At 73.6% G+C, this 16,970-nt stretch carries 12 protein-coding genes; 8 read left to right on the top strand and 4 right to left on the bottom strand.

What is annotated here, in order from left to right:
- Positions 1-15: 15 nt before the first annotated feature.
- The 3 genes from FB465_RS28510 to FB465_RS28520 form a co-directional block, all read right to left on the bottom strand.
- Positions 16-1,272, bottom strand: a complete 1,257-nt coding sequence (locus tag FB465_RS28510; protein WP_145795104.1) for a carbohydrate-binding protein — start codon at positions 1,270-1,272, stop codon at positions 16-18.
- Between the two features lie 76 nt (positions 1,273-1,348).
- Positions 1,349-2,458, bottom strand: coding sequence for a polysaccharide deacetylase family protein (locus tag FB465_RS28515; RefSeq protein WP_170290707.1), 1,110 nt, complete (start codon positions 2,456-2,458; stop codon positions 1,349-1,351).
- A gap of 263 nt (positions 2,459-2,721) precedes the next feature.
- Positions 2,722-4,542, bottom strand: a complete 1,821-nt coding sequence (locus tag FB465_RS28520) for an AMP-dependent synthetase/ligase (RefSeq protein WP_145795108.1) — start codon at positions 4,540-4,542, stop codon at positions 2,722-2,724.
- A 389-nt stretch (positions 4,543-4,931) separates the two neighbouring features.
- Here FB465_RS28520 and FB465_RS28525 point away from each other — a divergent pair, with 389 nt between their 5' ends.
- From FB465_RS28525 to FB465_RS28550, 6 genes are all read left to right on the top strand, one after another.
- Positions 4,932-7,622 carry a sensor histidine kinase gene (locus tag FB465_RS28525; protein ID WP_145795110.1) on the top strand — a complete coding sequence of 897 codons (2,691 nt, stop codon included), beginning with the start codon at positions 4,932-4,934 and terminating at the stop codon, positions 7,620-7,622.
- Positions 7,619-8,041 carry a roadblock/LC7 domain-containing protein gene (locus tag FB465_RS28530; protein WP_145795111.1) on the top strand — a complete coding sequence of 141 codons (423 nt, stop codon included), beginning with the start codon at positions 7,619-7,621 and terminating at the stop codon, positions 8,039-8,041. The genes FB465_RS28525 and FB465_RS28530 overlap by 4 nt, the downstream gene beginning before the upstream one ends.
- A gap of 8 nt (positions 8,042-8,049) precedes the next feature.
- A complete protein-coding gene (locus tag FB465_RS28535; RefSeq protein WP_170290708.1) occupies positions 8,050-8,502 on the top strand; it encodes a DUF742 domain-containing protein in 453 nt (150 codons plus the stop codon).
- Complete coding sequence (locus FB465_RS28540) at positions 8,483-9,070, top strand: GTP-binding protein (RefSeq protein WP_145795114.1); 588 nt, start codon at positions 8,483-8,485, stop codon at positions 9,068-9,070. The genes FB465_RS28535 and FB465_RS28540 overlap by 20 nt, the downstream gene beginning before the upstream one ends.
- Before the next feature lie 416 nt (positions 9,071-9,486).
- Positions 9,487-10,500, top strand: a complete 1,014-nt coding sequence (locus FB465_RS28545) for an ABC transporter substrate-binding protein (RefSeq protein WP_145795116.1) — start codon at positions 9,487-9,489, stop codon at positions 10,498-10,500.
- Positions 10,501-10,774: 274 nt separating this feature from the next.
- Positions 10,775-11,437: a winged helix-turn-helix domain-containing protein gene (locus FB465_RS28550; protein ID WP_145795118.1), complete on the top strand. Its 663-nt coding sequence runs from the start codon at positions 10,775-10,777 to the stop codon at positions 11,435-11,437.
- A 157-nt stretch (positions 11,438-11,594) separates the two neighbouring features.
- On the opposite strand, the gene FB465_RS28555 is transcribed toward FB465_RS28550, so the two are convergent.
- Positions 11,595-12,584: an aldo/keto reductase gene (locus FB465_RS28555; RefSeq protein WP_145795120.1), complete on the bottom strand. Its 990-nt coding sequence runs from the start codon at positions 12,582-12,584 to the stop codon at positions 11,595-11,597.
- Between the two features lie 107 nt (positions 12,585-12,691).
- On the opposite strand from FB465_RS28555, the gene FB465_RS28560 reads away from it, so the two are divergent.
- Together FB465_RS28560 and FB465_RS28565 are read left to right on the top strand one after the other, a co-directional pair.
- The gene (locus FB465_RS28560; RefSeq protein WP_145795121.1) at positions 12,692-13,129 is read left to right on the top strand and encodes a group III truncated hemoglobin; all 438 of its coding nucleotides are present in this window, start codon (positions 12,692-12,694) and stop codon (positions 13,127-13,129) included.
- Between the two features lie 139 nt (positions 13,130-13,268).
- Entirely contained in the window at positions 13,269-16,688 is a 3,420-nt protein-coding gene (locus tag FB465_RS28565; protein ID WP_246192879.1) for an ATP-binding protein, read from the top strand.
- Positions 16,689-16,970 lie beyond the last annotated feature (282 nt).

Consider the following 16,970-nt stretch of genomic DNA (forward strand, 5'->3'; position numbering starts at 1 on the left):
CAGCAGGGTCGGCCGTCAGCAGGGGCCGTCGTCGGCCCAGGGGCCCCACTGGCCGCTGACGCTCGGGTTCTCGTTCTGGGTCCACCACTTGGCGTGCCACTTGTGCCCGCCGTACGAGACCACGTTGCCCGCCGTGTAGACCTTGGTGCTGTCCCAGGCCGGCGCGGTGCAGGAGCCGGGCGAGGACGGCGAGGGCGAGGACGAGGTGGGCGGCGTGGTGGTGGGCGGGGTGGCGCCGGCGAAGCGGACGGTGTACTTGGTGAAGTCCCAGTCGTTCTGCACCACGCTGGAGCAGGAGCCGGAGAGCCCCGGGTCCACCGTGCCCGCGCACTGCCGGTCCCGGTTGACCGACCAGTAGGTGTACCTGGCCAGCTTGTGCGCGGTGGCGAAGTCCAGCACCGTCTGGAAGTCCGCCTGCCGGAAGTACTCGGCGGCGTCGGTCCGCCCGTTCATCAGCGAGACGCCCTCGTGGGCGTAGGCGGTGGCCTCGCTCCATCCGAAGGTGGACTGCAGCAGGGCGTTGAACTTCACCAGAGCGTCGGTCTGCGCCGCCGCCCCGTTGAAGCCGCCGTCGAACGGCATGATCGAGTAGTTGTTGGGCGTGAAGCCCTGCGACTTGGCCTCGTTCAGCAGCTGCTTGCCGAACCAGCCGGTGCCGTCGCCGGTGCCGGCCGTGGTGATCGAGATGTAGATCCCGGGGTTGTTCTGCTGGAGGATCCGCGCCGCGCCGATCTCGTTGTGGATGGCGGCGGCGTTCTCGTACTCGGGCTCCTCGAGGTCGAAGTCGAGTGCCTTGAGCTGGTACTTGTCGACGACCTTCTGGTACCCGGCGGCCGTGGCCTCCGGGCTGCCGCAGGTCTGGCCGAGCTTGGTGCCGCCGTACCCGCCGATCGAGACCGAGACGTCGCCGCCCTTGTCCCGGATCTTCTTGATCACGGCGGGCATGGTGGTGTCGGTGTCGATGGACGAGGTGCCGCCCCAGGCCGGGCGGCAGCTGCCGCCGTCCAGGATGAAGGCGAGCTGGAAGGCCTTCTGGCCGGTCGCGTCCATCACCGCGGCGGCGTCCGGCGGGCTGTTGTCCTCGGGCATCAGGTACGGGGCGCTGGCGTACCAGTTGCTGCCGAGCGCGGTGGTGGTGGCGGCCGACGCACCGGCCGTCAGAGCGCCGACACCGCCGGCCAGCAGACCGAGGCCGAGCAGGACGGCGGCCGGCGCGCGGCCGCGCAGGCGGCGCCTTCGGTGGGTGGGCGGGTGGATCCGGGCACGTTCCATGGTGGAACCTCCTGGGGAGTGGGGGAGGAGCCGCCCCGTGCGAGTGGGGGTGCGCAGGGCGGATGGCGCCGTTCCTCTAGGGCTTCAGGTGGTCGACCAGCCCGGCCGGCTCGAGGCCGGCCTCCTCGGCGGCCGTAAGGGCCCGCTGCAGGTCGCTCGCCAGGGTGTCGGTGAAGTGGAGGAGCACGACGTCGCCCGGCTGCAGGGCGCCGCCGTGGTAGATGGTCGACTGCCCCCAGCTGAAGTCCGCGGTGGCGGTCAGGACGGTCCGGATGCCGCAGTTGGCGGCGGCCTGCAGGGTGTCGGCGTTCCAGGCCAGGTACGGCGGGCGGAAGACGGTCGGGGCGGTGCCGTACAGCTTCAGGTCGGTGTCCCTGGCGCTGCAGATCTCGGCCTGCTGCTCGGTGGGCGAGAGGGTGGTCAGGTCGCGGTGGGAGACGCTGTGGTCCTGGACGGAGGACCCGGGCACGGCGGTGACGCGCCGGAAGTAGTCCGGCTCGAAGCCCGAGGGCATCGGCAGCGGGAAGGCCGTGATCGGCAGCCGGTGGTCGGCGATGAACTGCGCCGCCTCCGGGGTGCGCTGCCAGCCGTCGTCGATGGTGAGGAAGACGAGCTTCTCGCCGGTCGGTACGTTCCAGGTGGCGCGTGCGGGCGCCGGCGCCGGGCCGTTCAGCCGGACGTCGTCCACGGAGAACGCCCCCTGCCCGTACCAGCCGTGCAGGTAGAGACGGACGGAGTCGTTCTGCGCCCCGGTGGTGAAGCCGGTGGTGAGCAGCTGCCAGCCGTCGCCGGTGCCCGCGGTCCAGGACGGTGCGACGTCGTGCCCGGTGCCGGTGGCGCCGAGGAAGACGTACGAGCCGCGGACCCAGGCCGAGACGGTGTAGCTGGTGGACGGGCGCACCGAGACGGTCTGGCCGCACTCGCCCGTGCTGTCGGCGCCGGCCGGGGTCACCGACAGTGCCGAACTCCCGCTGTGCGCCGAGCTGCTGAGCACGGCCTCGCCCGTGCCGCAGTTCCAGCCGGGGACGGATCCCCAGTCGGCCAGCGGCAGCGTGGGGATCTCGAAGCCGGGGTTGGTGGCCAGGTTGGCCACGGGCTCGGCCGCGCCGGCTGGCGCGGCGACGCCGAGGAGCGTGAGAGCCGCGCTTGCGGCGCACACGACAAGGCGGCGGAGAGGCGTTGGCACGAAAGCAACTCCTGTGTGGGGGAACGGCGGAGTGCTCCCCGAGGGAGGGGAGGGGGCGGCATGCCGCACACAGGCCGTGCCACACAATGGACTGGACCACACGCCCCGTCAAGAGGCCCGGGCCGAAGGCGATCGCGGAGGCAATGGGTCACCACAGGGGCGCGGGGAACCGCGCGCAGCGGGAGGCTACAGGCCGGTGCCTTCCGATCTCGCGCAGTTCCCCGCGCCCCTTGTGGTGACCCGATTGCGTACCGGCGGAGCCTCTAGGCCGAGTAGAGCTCCTCGATGTCGTCCGCGTAGAGCTGGACGATGGCCTGCCGGCGCAGCTTGAGGGAGGGCGTCAGCAGACCCTGTTCCGCGCTGAACTCCCGTGGCAGCAGCCGGAAGGCACGGATCGACTCGGCCCGCGAGACCGCGGTGTTGGCCGCCGCCACCGCCCGTTGGATCTCGGCGTGCAGCTCCTCGTCCGCCAGTGCGGCCCAGGCGTCCAGCTGTTCCCGCCCCCGGATCTTGAGCCAGTGGGCGAGCGCCTCGGCGTCCAGCGTGATCAGCGCGGCGACGTACGGCCGGTCGTCCCCGACCACCACGCACTGGCCGACCAGCGGGTGGGCCCGGACCCTTTCCTCCAGCGCGGCCGGTGCGAGGTTCTTGCCGCTGCTGGTGACGATCAGTTCCTTCTTGCGGCCGGTGATGGTGAGGTAGCCGTCCTCGTCCAGCGAGCCCAGGTCCCCGGTGGCCAACCAGCCGTCGTACAGGGCCTCTTCGGTGCAGCGCGGGTGGTTGAGGTAGCCGCTGAAGACGGTACCGCCGCGCACCCAGACCTCACCGTCCTCGCCGATCGCCACCGAGGCCCCGGGAATGGGCCGGCCGACGGTGCCGAACCTGGCCTTCCCGGGCGGATTGGCGGTGACCGCGGCGGTGGTCTCGGTGAGGCCGTAGCCCTCGTACACCGTCATGCCCGCGCCGGCGAAGAACAGGCCGAGCTCCCGGCTGAGCGTGGAGCCGCCGCACATGACGTTGCGCACCCGGCCGCCGAGCACGCCCCGCAGCCGCTGGTACACCATCCGGTCGTACGCGGCGTGGCGCAGCCGGAGCGCCGGGCTCGGCCCGGAGCCGCGCCCGAAGGCGCGCTGCTCGCGCGCGGCGGCCCACTCCACGGCCACCTCGGCCGCCTGTGCGAAGAGTTCGCCCCGCCCGGCCTCCTCGGCGGCCTCCCTGGCCCGCTGGTAGATCTTCTCGAAGATGTACGGCACGGCGTGCAGGAAGGTGGGCCGGTAGGAGGCCAGAGCGGGCAGCAGGGAGTCGGTGGTCAGCTGCCCGTGGTGGCCGATCCGGATGCCGCCGCGCACCGCGGCGACCTGGACGACCCGCCCGTAGACATGGGCCAGCGGCAGGAAGAGCAGGGTGGCGGGTGCCGCGCCGCCGGTGTCCCGGAAGACCTCGCCCCAGCCGTCCAGCAGCGCGTCCGCCTCGGCGGCGAAGTTGCCGTGGGTCAGCAGACAGCCCTTGGGGCGCCCGGTGGTGCCGGAGGTGTAGATGACCGTCGCCACGGAGTCCGGCGTGACGCCGAGCCGCTGGCGGTGCACCAGGCTGTCGGGCACGCCCTGCCCGTCCTCGACCAGCGCGGTGACGCAGTCCCGGTCGAGCTGCCAGATGCCGGTCAGTTCCGGGAGCGCGTCGCAGACCGCGCCGACGGTCATCGCATGGTCCTCGTGCTCCACCACGCAGGCCACCGCCTGGGTCTCGGCCAGGATCCAGCGCACCTGCTCCGCGGCCGAGGTCGGGTAGACCGGGACGGAGATGGCGCCGATGGACCAGAGGGCGTAGTCGAACAGCGTCCACTCGTAACAGGTGGAGGACATCACCGCGACCCGGTCGCCGTACCGCACGCCGCGGATCAGCAGGCCCTTGGCGAGGGCCATCACCTCGTCCCGGAACTGAAGCGCGGTCACGTCCTGCCAGCGCTCGCCGTGCCGTCGGGAGAGCTGCACCAGGCCCGGGGTGCGTTCGGCGGCGTCGTACACCGAGTCGGCCAGCCCGCCCACCGCCGGAACGGGCGCGGCGGGGCTGCTGAACTCGCGCACGCTGCCCCCGATCCCGTGGTTCCCGAGCTGTCGGCCGGCCGGAGACGAGCCGGTCGGACGGATGGCTGCGAAGCTACCGGATCGTCGGAGCGCTGCCCAGGGCTGGCGCCCGCCTGCGCGAGATCGGCACGTGCCAAGCGCATCGACGCCTCCGCCGGGTGGCGGACAGACCTCGTTTTCGCGGCAAATCGGGATGATCGCGACAGCTTGCCCCGAACAATGATTTCGACCCTTCGAACGAGTGGTCAGGGAGTAGTAAGCTCGCGCAGATCGAACGGCCCGGCCGAGTCGCCGGGCCGGTTCCGGCTGCCCTCGGCAGCACCCCGCCCGACCTGCAGCCCTACGACCCCACACCCGTCCGCGCCTGGCCCTTCCCGACCGAGGACTCCATGCGTCTGCGCAGCAGCTCGATCCGCGCGAAGATCATCGCGCTGCTCATGGTGCCCATCGTCGCGCTCACCAGCCTGTGGGTCTACGCGACCCTGGTGACCACGGGCGACGTCTGGGACCAGTTGGACGTCAGCGCCGGCTACCGCGCGTTCGGCAGCCCGACCGACCAGTACGCGCAGGACGTCCAGGCCGAGCGCCGTGCCGCCGTCCTGCGGCTGGCCGACTCCGACTCCAAGGCGGCCAAGGAGGCGTACCAGCAGGCCCAGACCGTCACCGACCGGGACCTGCAGCTGCTGCGCTACAAGGCGGACGGCTCGGACGCGGGCAAGCTCGACGCCGACCAGCGGGTCAAGTTCCAGGATGTGCTCACCTCCGCCGACCAGCTGGCCGCGATCCGGGGCCAGGTCAACCGCGAGGCCAACAGCTGGGCGTACGTGCTCGACCAGTACAGCGACCTGGTCCAGCCGGTCTTCGCCTTCCGCTCCGCCTTCGTCAGCAAGCAGAGCGGACAGCTGCCCAGGCAGGGCACTATCCTGATCGAGCTGGCCCGCGCCCGCGAGTACCTCTCCCAGGAGGACGCCGCGATGGAGGGCCTCCGGCTGACGCCGAAGCCCGACAGCGCGATGCTCCAGGCGGCGCTCGACGGCCTCCACAACCAGCGGGCGCTGTTCAACGTCTACGTCTCCGAGCTGGGCCCCCAGGACCAGACCGACTACCGGAACCTGCGGACCGGCAACAACTGGATGGCGCTGGTCAGCGCCGAGGCCTTCTTCGAGGACTCGCCCGACCGGGTCCAGGCCGTCAAGAACATCTCCGAGAACACCTGGCGCGACGCCGCCGACCGGGCCCTGAACGACCTCGCCGACCTGAACACCCGGCTGGCCGAGACCATCGGCGCCCGCGCCAAGTCCTACGCCGTCAACCAGCTGGTGCGCGGCGGCATCGCCGGCCTGATCGGCCTGGTCGCGGTGGTGCTCTCCATCGTGATCTCGTACCGGATCGGCCGCGGGCTCGCCCGGGAGCTGATCGGGCTGCGCAACGCGGCGCTGGAGCTCTCCGGCACCCGGCTGCCGTCGATGATGCTCCGGCTGCGCCGGGGTGAGTTGGTGGACATCGCGGCCGAGGCACCCGCCCTGGACTTCGGCCCCGCCGAGATCGGCCAGGTCGGCCGGGCCTTCAACGAGGTGCAGCGGGTCGCCGTCGAGGCGGCCGTCGAGCAGGCGGAGCTGCGCCGCGGCGTCTCGGCGGTCTTCGTCAACCTGGCCCGCCGCAGCCAGGTGCTGCTGCACCGCCAGCTGACCCTGCTGGACACCATGGAGCGGCGCACCGAGGACCCGGCCGAGCTGGAGGACCTCTTCAAGCTCGACCACCTGACGACCCGTATGCGCCGGCACGCCGAGGGTCTGATCATCCTCTCCGGCGGTTCGCCGGGCCGGGCCTGGCGCAAGCCGGTCCGGATGGTCGACGTGGTCCGGGCCGCCGTCGGCGAGGTCGAGGACTACGCCCGGGTCATCGTCCGGCCGTTCCCCGGCACCGGGCTGCTCGGCAGCGCGGTGGCCGACGTGACCCACCTGATCGCCGAGCTGGTCGAGAACGCCGCCGTCTACTCCCCGCCGCAGACCCAGGTCACCGTGCAGGGCGAGGTGGTCGCCCACGGGTTCTGTCTGGAGATCGACGACCGCGGCCTCGGGCTGAGCGAGCAGGCGCTCGCCGAGATCAACCAGCGGCTCGCCGTGGAGCAGGAGTTCGACCTCGCGGACACCGACCGGCTCGGCCTCTTCGTGGTCAGCCGGCTGGCCCGCCGGCACGGCATCCGGGTGCACCTGAGGCCCTCCCCGTACGGCGGTACGGCGGCCGTCGTCCTGATCCCCCGCGAACTCCTCGCCGAGGCACCCGACCAGGCGGGCGAGCCCGCCCCGCCGGTGGCCGCCCCGCCCGCGACACCGCCGGCCGGACGACGCGGCCAGCGCGAACTGGTCGCCGTCCCCGCGCTCGCCGAGGACGGCGGGCACCGGCGCAGCGAGGGCGCGCCCGTCGCCGGCGACGAGCCCGTACGCTCCGTCCCCCGCCCGACCGGCGGGCCGCGCCCCTCGGCGGCCGAACCCGCCCGGACGCCCGGCGGCCTGCCCCGCCGACGGGCCGCCACCGGTGGGCCCGCCCTGGTGCCCGCCGACGCGGCCGGCACCGGGCGCCACCGCCGGGCGGACAGCCCCGCCGAGGAGGCGGCCGCCGCACCGGCCCCGACGCCGCCCCCCGCGCACGTGGCGCCGGCCCCGGCCGGCGGGCTGCTGCCCCGGCGGGTGCGCCAGGCGAGCCTCGCCCCCCAGCTCAAGGCCGCGGCAGCCGCGGAGGCCGCACCGGACGCGGCGGCGGACGCCGCTCGGGAGCGGTCGCCCGAGGAGGCCAGGTCGACCTTCGCGTCCTTCCAGCGCGGCTACAAGCGCGGCCGCGGCGACCGACTCCAGCCCGCCTCCCTGACCGTGGTCCCGGACCCGCCCGCGCCGCCCGCACCGGCGTCGCCCGCACCCGTGGTGCTCCGGCCCCGTGCCGCGCTCCCCTCCGTACCCGTACCACCGGCGTTGCCCGCAGCGCCCGTTCGGCCGGCACCTGGTGGACCCGGTCGACCCGGTGGACCCGCAACACCCGCACCACAAGCTCAGCCTGCACCAGCGGAAGGAACCGAATCATGACCGCAACGGCACAGCCGTCAGGAGACCTCAACTGGCTCCTGGACGACCTCGTGGGACGGGTCGCGGCCCTGAGGCATGCGGTGATCCTCTCCAGTGACGGACTGGCCACCGGTGCCTCGGGCGGCCTCGGCCGGGAGGACGCCGAGCACCTGGCGGCGGTCGCGGCCGGCTTCCACAGCCTGGCCAAGGGCGCGGGGCGGCACTTCCAGGTCGGCGGCGTCCGGCAGACCATGGTCGAGCTGGACGAGGCCTTCCTCTTCATCACGGCCGCCGGCGACGGCAGCTGCCTCGCCGTCCTGAGCGAGGCCGAGTCGGATGTCGGCCAGATCGCGTACGAGATGGCGCTGTTGGTCAAGCGGGTCGGTGAGCACCTGTCCGCCGAGCCCCGTACCGAGCCCGCTCCGCCGCCGGGGAGATGAGTGAGCCGATGAGCATCGAGGACGCCGCGCCCGACCCCGTCGTCGAGCCGCCCGAGGTCGACCTGTTCGTCCCGCGTACGCCCGTGGACGACCGCTGGTTCGACGACGACGCGGGCCCGGTGGTGCGGCTGTTCTCGATGACCCGCGGCCGTACCAGGCCCGCCGACGAGGGCCTGTTCGACCTGATCTCGCTGGTCACGGCGGTCGATCGGAGCGAACAGGACGCGCCGGAGCCCGCCCTGGACCCGGAGCACCACGCGATCCTGGCGCTCTGCGGCGACGCGCCGCTGAGCGTCGCCGAGCTCGGCTCTTACACCGACCTGCCGGTCAGTGTGGTCCGGGTGCTCCTCGGAGACCTTCACGACGCCGAGCTGATCAGCGTCACCCGACCCGTTCCGCTCGCCCAACTCCCCGACGAGCGCCTGCTGCGAGACGTGATCAATGGCCTCCGTGCACTCTGACGCCCCACCCTCCCCGTGGAGTGCCGTCGCCCTCAAGATCCTGGTGGCCGGCGGCTTCGGCGCGGGCAAGACCACGCTGGTCGGCGCCGTCAGCGAGATCCGCCCGCTGCGCACCGAGGAGCAGCTGAGCGAGCTCGGCCGCCCCCTGGACGACACCGCGGGGGTCGAGGCGAAGCGGACCACCACGGTGGCGATGGACTTCGGCCGGATCGACCTGCGCCCGGGCCTGGCGCTCTACCTCTTCGGCACGCCGGGGCAGGACCGCTTCTGGTTCGTCTGGGACGAGCTGGCGCAGGGCTCGCTGGGCGCCGTGGTGCTGGCCGACACCCGGCGGCTGGCCGACTGCTTCCCCTCGGTGGACTTCTTCGAGCAGCGCGGGATCCCGTTCGTGGTGGCGGTCAACTGCTTCGAGGGCACCGAGGTGTTCGCCCCCGAGGACGTCCGGGCCGCACTCGACCTGGACGCGGGCGTGCCCGTGCTGCTCTGCGACGCGCGGCGCCGGGAGGACGGCAAGGAGCTGCTGATCCGGCTGGTCGAGCACGCGGCCGGCCGCCGGGCGGCCGTCTGACGGCGAATCGTCCGGATCGCGGGATTCCCGTCCACCTGACGGGACGGGCGTCCGGATAGCGGGACTACGGGCCGGTTCCGGTTGCCTCCGGCGTCCCGGCCGTGGAAGGCTTCCCGCGACAGACCATCGGGCTCCGTGCCCGCACCGTCCGGGGGGAGGGTAGTGCCATGACCGTACGCCGGTCCCGTATCGCCTGCCCCTGTGCCCCGGCCACCCCGGCGTTGACGATCCGCCGGTACATCGACCTCGCGCTGATCTGCAGCGCCTGTTGTCGGTAGACATCCCTTCGGCTCGGCCGGCTCTTCCTGCCCGGCTGCCTGCCCGCCTTCCGTTCTGACGTTCCGTCATCTTCCGCGTCCCGGCCCCAGTGCGCCGGTGCGCAGCCGTGCCTGCCCACGTTCTGCGGAGAACCTCTCGTGAAGCTCACCCGTCTCGCCCTGACCGCTCCGGCCCTGCTCGCCGCGACGGCATGCGGCACCACCATCGGCCCCACCGCCTCGGCGGGCGCCGCAAAGCCTGCCGAGACGGTCCAGGTGCGCCTCCCCGACCCGGGGAACTCCGGGGTGCTCGCCGTCGCCAAGAAGGACGGCTCGCTGGACCGGGCGCTCGCCGCCGTCCACGCCCAGGTGGCCTGGACAAACGTCCCGGTGGCCTTCGCCGACTCCGCCCAGGCCATCGACTCGGGGCAGTTGGACGTGGCGCAGGGCACCATCGCCGACGGCCTCGGTGCGCTCGGCAAGCGGCCGGGCTTCACCCTGTTCGGGGTCTCGCAGCCCGACCTGATGGGCGAGGGAGTGCTGGTCAAGAACAACTCCAGGCTCAGGACGGTCAAGGACCTGGCCGGCCGGAAGGTCGCCGTCGACCACGGCGGCACGGGCGAGTACCTGCTGCTGAAGGCGCTGGCCAAGAACGCTGTCCCCGTGGGCGCGGTCGAGCGGGTGTACCTGGACGCGGAGCACGCCTCCCTGGCCTTCAAGTCCGGTGAGGTGGACGGCTGGGCCGTGTACGGGCCACCCGTGGCCCCGGCGCTCACCCACGCCAACGCGCACTTCGTCGCCAGCGGGCGCGGGGTGAGCTCCGACAACTACCGGATCTGGGCCGTCCGGAGCGCCTTCGCCGAGCAGCACCCCGAGGTGGTCAAGGCCCTCTACGGGTACCTGCACGAGGCCAGCACCAAGGCCCAGGGCGAGCCGGCCGCGTACCTCAACGTCTTCACCGACAGCGGCCCGCAGGCCGTGGCGGCCGACCAGCGCGGACTGCTGGTCGACTTCGGCAAGGGGGCCGCGCCGGTGCAGCCGATCACCGACGCCGACGCCGTACGGCTCGAGCAGGTCGCCCGGCTCTTCGCCGAGCAGCGGCTCACCGACGGCCCGGTCGACGTCCGGGCGCACCTGCTGAACGTCGACACCCTTCCGGAGCGGGCGAAGTGAGCCGCCATCGAACGTCACATCGCGCGATGGGATGCAGCACGCCGTTCATCTGGTTGAATAGCCGCATGAACCGTGTCGAGGACAGCGCTGAAGGTCGTTTCGACCTTGAGCCTTTCTGGCCGTCCCGGCAGCCGCACCTCTTCGACCAGACGTGTCCGGGCTCGCTTCGCGCGTCCCGGCTCTCCGCCCGCTGACCCGAGGTCAGCCAGGGCAGCACGGCCCGGTCGACGCGCAGACGACTCCCTTCACCCGTCACGCGCGAAAGAGCGGCACCATGTCTTCCTCCTCCACGGCCACCCTTCCCTTCCCGTCCGCGACCCCGCACCTGCGCGCGGTCCGGTCCGTCCCTTCGACCGCCGAGCGATGGCACCCCGCCTCCGCCCAGCACCCGGCTGCCGGCCACCACCTTCCCGCCCCGCAGCCCGCGCAGGCACTGCTCACCGCCCTCCCCGAGGGTGCCACCGTCGTCGCGGCGTTGCCGCAATCGGCGCTCCCGCAGAGCCTGTTGGCGCAGTACGGCGCCCAGCTCGGCGCGACGGCCGGGTCCGGCCACCCGCTGGTCGGCTACCTGGTGCTGGTGCCGGCCGAGTCGGCGGCTCCCGCTCCGGCCTCCGTCCCGGCACCCCGCCCGGCACAGCAGCAGCCCGCCGCCCGCGGCATCAGCGTCGACCTGGAGCGGCGCAGCGCCCATGTGGACGGCAAGCCGCTCGACCTCACCTACCTGGAGTTCGAGCTGCTCGCCCACCTCACCGAGCACCCGCAGCGGGTGCACACCCGCGACCACCTGGTCTCCGCGGTCTGGGGCTACGGCCACGTCGGCGACGGCCGCACGGTGGACGTGCACGTCGCCCGGCTGCGCCGCAAGCTGGGCGCGGCCTACCGGGACAGCATCGTGACGGTCCGTCGGGTGGGCTACAAGTACACGCCGGTGGCCTAGCGGCTGCGGTGGCAGCTGAGGCAGAGGGGTAACCACAGCGGCGCGGGGAACTGCGCGAGATGGGAAGGTGCCGGCCCCGCAGCCTTCCGCTTCGCGCAGTTCCCCGCGCCGCTGGGATGCCCAATCCTGATCGGTGCACCTGGGCCTCGTCCGAGGGTCAGCGGCTGAGGCGGTCGATCTCCGCCAGCTCCGCGGCGTTCAGCGGCGCGCCGTTCAGCGCGTCGATGTTCTGGTCGAGCTGGGCGACGCTGCTGGCACCGATGATCACCGAGACCACCCGCGGGTCGCGCAGCACCCAGGAGAGCGCGAGCTGCGCGAGGGTCTGGCCGCGCTGCTCGGCGACCTTGTTCAGCGCGCGCAGCTGGTCGAGCTTGGCCGCGCTGAGCGCCTCCTCCCGCAGGAAGTGACCCACCGACATCCGCGAGCCCGCCGGGACCTCACCGCTGAGATAACGGTCCGTCAGCAGGCCCTGGGCGAGCGGCGAATAGGCGATCAGGCTGGTCTGGGTGTCGCCGACGGCGTCCAGCACGCCCTCCTCGACGCCCCGGTCCAGGATCGAGTACCGAGCCTGGTTCATCAGGACCGGTGTGCCCAGCTCGCGCAGGATGGCCACGGCCTCCCGGTGCTGCTCCGCCGGGTAGTTGGAGATGCCCGCGTAGAGCGCCTTGCCGGCCCGGACGGCCGCGTCCAGGGCGCCCATGGTCTCCTCGAGCGGGGTCTCCGGGTCGAAGCGGTGCGAGTAGAAGACGTCGACGTAGTCGAGGCCCATCCGGCCCAGGGACTGGTCCAGGCTGGCCAGCAGGTACTTTCGGCTGCCGCCGTCGCCGTACGGGCCCGGCCACATGTCGTACCCGGCCTTGGAGGCGATGAACAGCTCGTCCCGGTACGGGCGGAAGTCCTGCGCGAACAGGGTGCCGAAGTTCTTCTCCGCGCTGCCGTACGGCGGGCCGTAGTTGTTGGCCAGGTCGAAGTGGGTGATCCCGCGGTCGAAGGCGCGGCGCAGCACCGCACGCTGCACCTCGAGCGGCTGGGTGTCACCGAAGTTGTGCCACAGGCCGAGCGAGACGGCGGGCAGCAGCACGCCGCTGCGGCCGGCGCGGCGGTAGGTCATCGAGGAGTAGCGGTCATCGGCGGCGAGGTACGTCATGCCCTGCATCCTGCCAGCTCCGGCCCCAGGTCAGGGACCATTGGCCCTGCCGGTTCCGGCCACGCGCCGCGTACGCTGGCGACGAGCCGTACGTGAGGAGCCGCCCGATGCAGCCGCACCCCGACATCGCCGACCGGGCGGACCTCGAACGGTTGCTGCGCCGCTTCTACGGGGCGGCCTTCGCCGATCCGCTGATCGGCCCGTACTTCACCGAGATCGCCGGCCTCGACCTCGAGGCCCATCTGCCGCACATCACGGACTTCTGGGAGAGCGCGCTGCTGCGGAGCGCCGACTACCGCCGCAACGCCTTCGCGCCCCACACCGCGCTGCACGAACGGGAGCCGATGACCGCCGAGCACTTCGGCCGCTGGGTCCAGCTCTGGACGGCCACCGTGGACGGCCTGCACCGCGGGCCGGTGGCCGACCGGGCCAAGGCCCAGGGCGAGCGGATCGCGCTCGCGATGCTGCGCCGGACCTCCGGGGAGGCCACGGACGGCGGGGCCGGGGGCTTCGTGCCACTCGCCGCCGTCCTGCTCCGCAGTTGAGCCGGACGGCGCTCGCAGGACGCCGTCGCGGGATTCCGGCTGCCGGGCCGAGGACGCACTTGGAGTCCGCTTGGAACGGCTGCCCGCCCATCGCATAGGCTCGGCCGGACCAGGGCGGACGGCAGGCGGGGGAGGGCAGGTGCGGCAGGGCGGAGCAGCAGCGAACCAGGTGTCCTCCGGCGTCGCCGACCCCGCACCGGTCGGTATCAAGGTCCTCGGCTCGCTCTCGGCGGTGGTCGCCGGGCGCCCGGTGGGCCTCGGCGGGCCGCGTCAGCGCGGAGTGCTCGCCCAGCTGCTGGTGGCCCGAGGCGAGGTCGTCCCGGCCGACCGGCTGATCGACGACCTCTGGCGCGGCCGGCCCCCCGCCAAGGCCGCGGCCTCGCTGCAGGCGTACGTGTCCAACCTGCGCCGGCTGCTCGAACCCGAGCGCGGCCCGCGTGAGCCCGCCCGCCTGCTGGTGAGCGAGGCTCCGGGGTACGGGCTGCGCCTGCCTGCGGCGGGGTCGGTGGACGCCTGGGACTTCGAGCGGCTGCTCCGGTGCGCTCGCGCCGCCGCGGGCCCCGCCGCGGGGGACGGCCAGGCCTCCGGGCTGGTCCGGGACGCGCTGGCGCTCTGGGCGGGGGATGCGTACGCGGAGTTCGCCGACGAGCCGTGGGCCGCCGCCGAGATCGCGCGGCTGACCGAACTCCGGCTCTCCGCACGGGAGTTGGCCGTCACCCTGACACTCGGGGAAGGCCGGCCGGGCGAGGCCGTACCGGACGCCCGCGCACTGGCCGAGGAGCACCCGCTGCGTGAGGAGGGCTGGCGGCTGCTGGCGCTCGCGCTCTGGGCCGACGGGCGCCAGGCCGAGGCGCTGGACGCGCTGCGCCGCGCCCGGCACGTCCTGGCGGAGGAGCTCGGGCTCGATCCAGGCCCGGCCCTGACCGAGCTGGAGTCGGCGATCCTCCAGCAGCGCACCGAGCTCCTCCCGCCCGTGGCCGCCGCCGTCCCGGTACGCGTTCCGGCCTCGGCCCCGGCCCCGGCCGCGCGTGGCACCCGGCCGCCCGAGGCGGTGTTCGTCGGACGTGCCGACGAGCTGCGCACCCTGCGCGAGGCCGCCGCCGAGGTTGCCGCCGGCGGGCACGCGGTGGTCCTGGTCAGCGGCGAGGCCGGGGCGGGCAAGTCCACCCTGCTGGGCTGGCTGCGCGACGAACTGCGGCGCAGCGGCTGGCTGGTCGCGTCCGGCCGCTGCCCGGAGACCGAGGGTGCACCGCCGGCCTGGGCCTGGACGGAGGCCCTCCGGGAGCTCGCCGAGCATGCTCGCCCCGCTCCGGAGTCGGCCGCAGCGCTGGCCCCCCTGTTGGACGGCGAGCACCAGGAGCTGACGGATCGTCACGACAGCGATGCACTGGCCGGACGCTTCCGGCTGCACCGCGCCGTCGGCGACTGGCTCAGGAGAGCCGCCGCCGCGCAACCGGTCGCCATGGTGCTCGACGACCTGCACGCGGCCGACCGGGAGACCCTCGCGCTGCTCGCCGAGCTGGCGGGCGGCCCGGCCACCCCCGGCCTGCTGCTGGTACCGGCCCACCGGCCGGGCGAGGGCGAGCTCACCGACACCCTGGCCGTGCTGGCCCGCCGCTCGCCGTACCGGCTGCCGCTCCAGGGGCTCGACGAGGCCGAGGCCGGACAGCTGATCGAGTCAGTCTGCGCCGCCGCCGTCGACATGCCGACCGTCCGGGCGCTTGCCGAACGCACCGGCGGCAACCCGTTCTACCTGGTCGAGAGTGCCCAACTGCTGGCCAGTGAGGGCGCCTTGGTGGCCGTTCAGGAGGTCCCGCAGGGAGTGAGGGACGTGCTGCGGCGCCGCTTCACCCGGCTGCCCTCCGCCACCGTCGAGGCGCTGCGGCTCGCCGCCGTGGTCGGGCGTGAGGCCGAGGTGGAGCTGCTGCTCCGGGCGTCCGGCAGCGGGGAGGACCGGCTGCTCGACGCCCTGGAGGCCGCGCTGGCCGGCGGTCTGCTCACCGAGCCCGGGCCCGGGGTGGTCCGCTTCGCGCATGCCCTCGTCCGCGACACCCTGTACGCCGACCTCAGCCGGCTGCGGCGGGCCCGCCTGCACGGGCGGGTGGCCGAGGCCCTCAGGGTCCTGCACCCCGACCAACTCTCCGCGCTGGCCCACCACTTCACCCAGGCTGCCGCCGCCGGTACCGCCGACCTCGCCGTGGACTTCTGCGTCCGGGCGGCCGAGGCCGCCGAGCGGCGGTACGCCCACGAGACCTGTGCGGCCCTGCTGCGGCAGGCGCTGGACAACCTCGCGCTGGTCCAGGACGGCGACGACCGCCCGGCCCGGCGGATCGCCCTGCTCGGGGCCCTGCTGCGCGCCCAGGTCCGAAGCGGGGCCGTCGCGGCGGCCCTGGACACCCGGGTGGCAGCCGTGGCGCTGGCCCGCGAGAGCGGGCGCGAGGACCTGCTGATCGAGGCGTGGACGGCCTGGACGGAGCCGACCCCGTGGGTGGCGCACCCGTACGGGACCATCGACCGGGCCGCCGTAGACGCCCTCACCGCCCTGCTGCGCCGCACGGACCTGCCGCCGGCCACCCGCTGCCGACTGCTCGACGCGCTGACCTACGAGCTCGACTGCTCCGGCGACGAGGCCGGTTGGACGGCCGCCGCCGAGGCGGTGGCGATCGCCCGCGCCGAACGTGACCCGCGCCTGCTCGCGCTCGCCCTGGCGGCCCAGGCCCGGGTCCACGACTACGAGTTGGAGACCAGCCTGCGCACCGAGATCGCCGCCGAACTCGCCGCGCTGGCCGTCGAGCACGATCTCCCCGCCTATCGCTGGCACGCCGAGCACCTGTTCTGCACCGCGGCCGCCGTCCGGGGGGACCTGCCCGCCCTGCGGGCGCACATGCGGGCCGCGATGCAGATCGCCGAGAGCTACGGGCTGCCCGAGCTGGTCGACGTCGGCCTCTGCCAGCAGGGCATGGTCGCCCTGATCGCCGACCGCACCCAGGAGGCCGAGCGCCTCTACGGCCGGGCCATCGACGGGCTGCGAGCCCGCAACTCCCTGCACGCCGCGGGCTTCAGCGCGCTCTACCGGCTCACCCTGGCGCTCCAACAGGGCCGGATCGCCGATGAACTGACGCTCATTCAGGCGATCGGAGCGGAGTACGGGCCGCTGGCCGACGACCTGCTCGCGCTGGCTCTGCTCGGGAACGGCCGGGTCGAGGAGGCCCGGGCGGCCAGGGCGGCGCGGCGCACCATCCCGCCGGACTACTACCGGTCCTTCTTCCTGGTCCTGCGGGCGATGGCGGTGATCGCGCTGGACGAGCGGGAGGAGGCGGCGGACCTGCTGGTGGAGCTGCTGCCGCTGCGGGACATGATCGCGGGCACGGCGAGTACCTCGATCGCGCTGCGGCCGGTCGCCCAGGCCCTCGGCGAGCTGGCCCGCCACCTGGGCCGGTACGAGGAGGCCGCGCAGCACTTCCGGCACGCCGCCGAGGTGGCCCGCGGCTGGGAGGCCCCCCATTGGGAGGCCGATGCCCTCCGCTCCCTCGCGGAGCTCACCCCCGCCGACCGCTGAGCGGCTCCGCCAGGCTCTCCGCAGGGCGGGCCCACTTTTCTTCTGCAGAGTAGGCCAGGCTTTTCAGGGGCGCGGGGAACTGCGCGAGATCGGAAGGCATCGGCCTGTGCCCTGCCGCTGCGCGCAGTTCCTCGCGCCCCTGGGGTTGCCCCGGCTACTGGCGGTCGCTCCAAGTCCTTCGGGTCGCCCTTGGAGTTGCCCGGCTACTGGTGGATGCCAAGTCGGTTCCAAGCAGGACCGGCCACGCTGAGCGGGACACTGTCACCGGACCGCCGAAAGGCC

The sequence above is a fragment of the Kitasatospora atroaurantiaca genome, assembly GCF_007828955.1.
In the GTDB taxonomy this organism is placed as follows: Bacteria; Actinomycetota; Actinomycetes; order Streptomycetales; family Streptomycetaceae; genus Kitasatospora; species Kitasatospora atroaurantiaca.

Coding starts and splice junctions, on each gene's coding strand:
- FB465_RS28510 (WP_145795104.1), bottom strand. CDS start 1,272: ATGGAACGTGCCCGGATCCACCCGCCCACCCACCGAAGGCGCCGCCTG.
- FB465_RS28525 (WP_145795110.1), top strand. CDS start 4,932: ATGCGTCTGCGCAGCAGCTCGATCCGCGCGAAGATCATCGCGCTGCTC.
- FB465_RS28530 (WP_145795111.1), top strand. CDS start 7,619: ATGACCGCAACGGCACAGCCGTCAGGAGACCTCAACTGGCTCCTGGAC.
- FB465_RS28535 (WP_170290708.1), top strand. CDS start 8,050: ATGAGCATCGAGGACGCCGCGCCCGACCCCGTCGTCGAGCCGCCCGAG.
- FB465_RS28540 (WP_145795114.1), top strand. CDS start 8,483: ATGGCCTCCGTGCACTCTGACGCCCCACCCTCCCCGTGGAGTGCCGTC.
- FB465_RS28550 (WP_145795118.1), top strand. CDS start 10,775: ATGTCTTCCTCCTCCACGGCCACCCTTCCCTTCCCGTCCGCGACCCCG.
- FB465_RS28555 (WP_145795120.1), bottom strand. CDS start 12,584: ATGACGTACCTCGCCGCCGATGACCGCTACTCCTCGATGACCTACCGC.
- FB465_RS28560 (WP_145795121.1), top strand. CDS start 12,692: ATGCAGCCGCACCCCGACATCGCCGACCGGGCGGACCTCGAACGGTTG.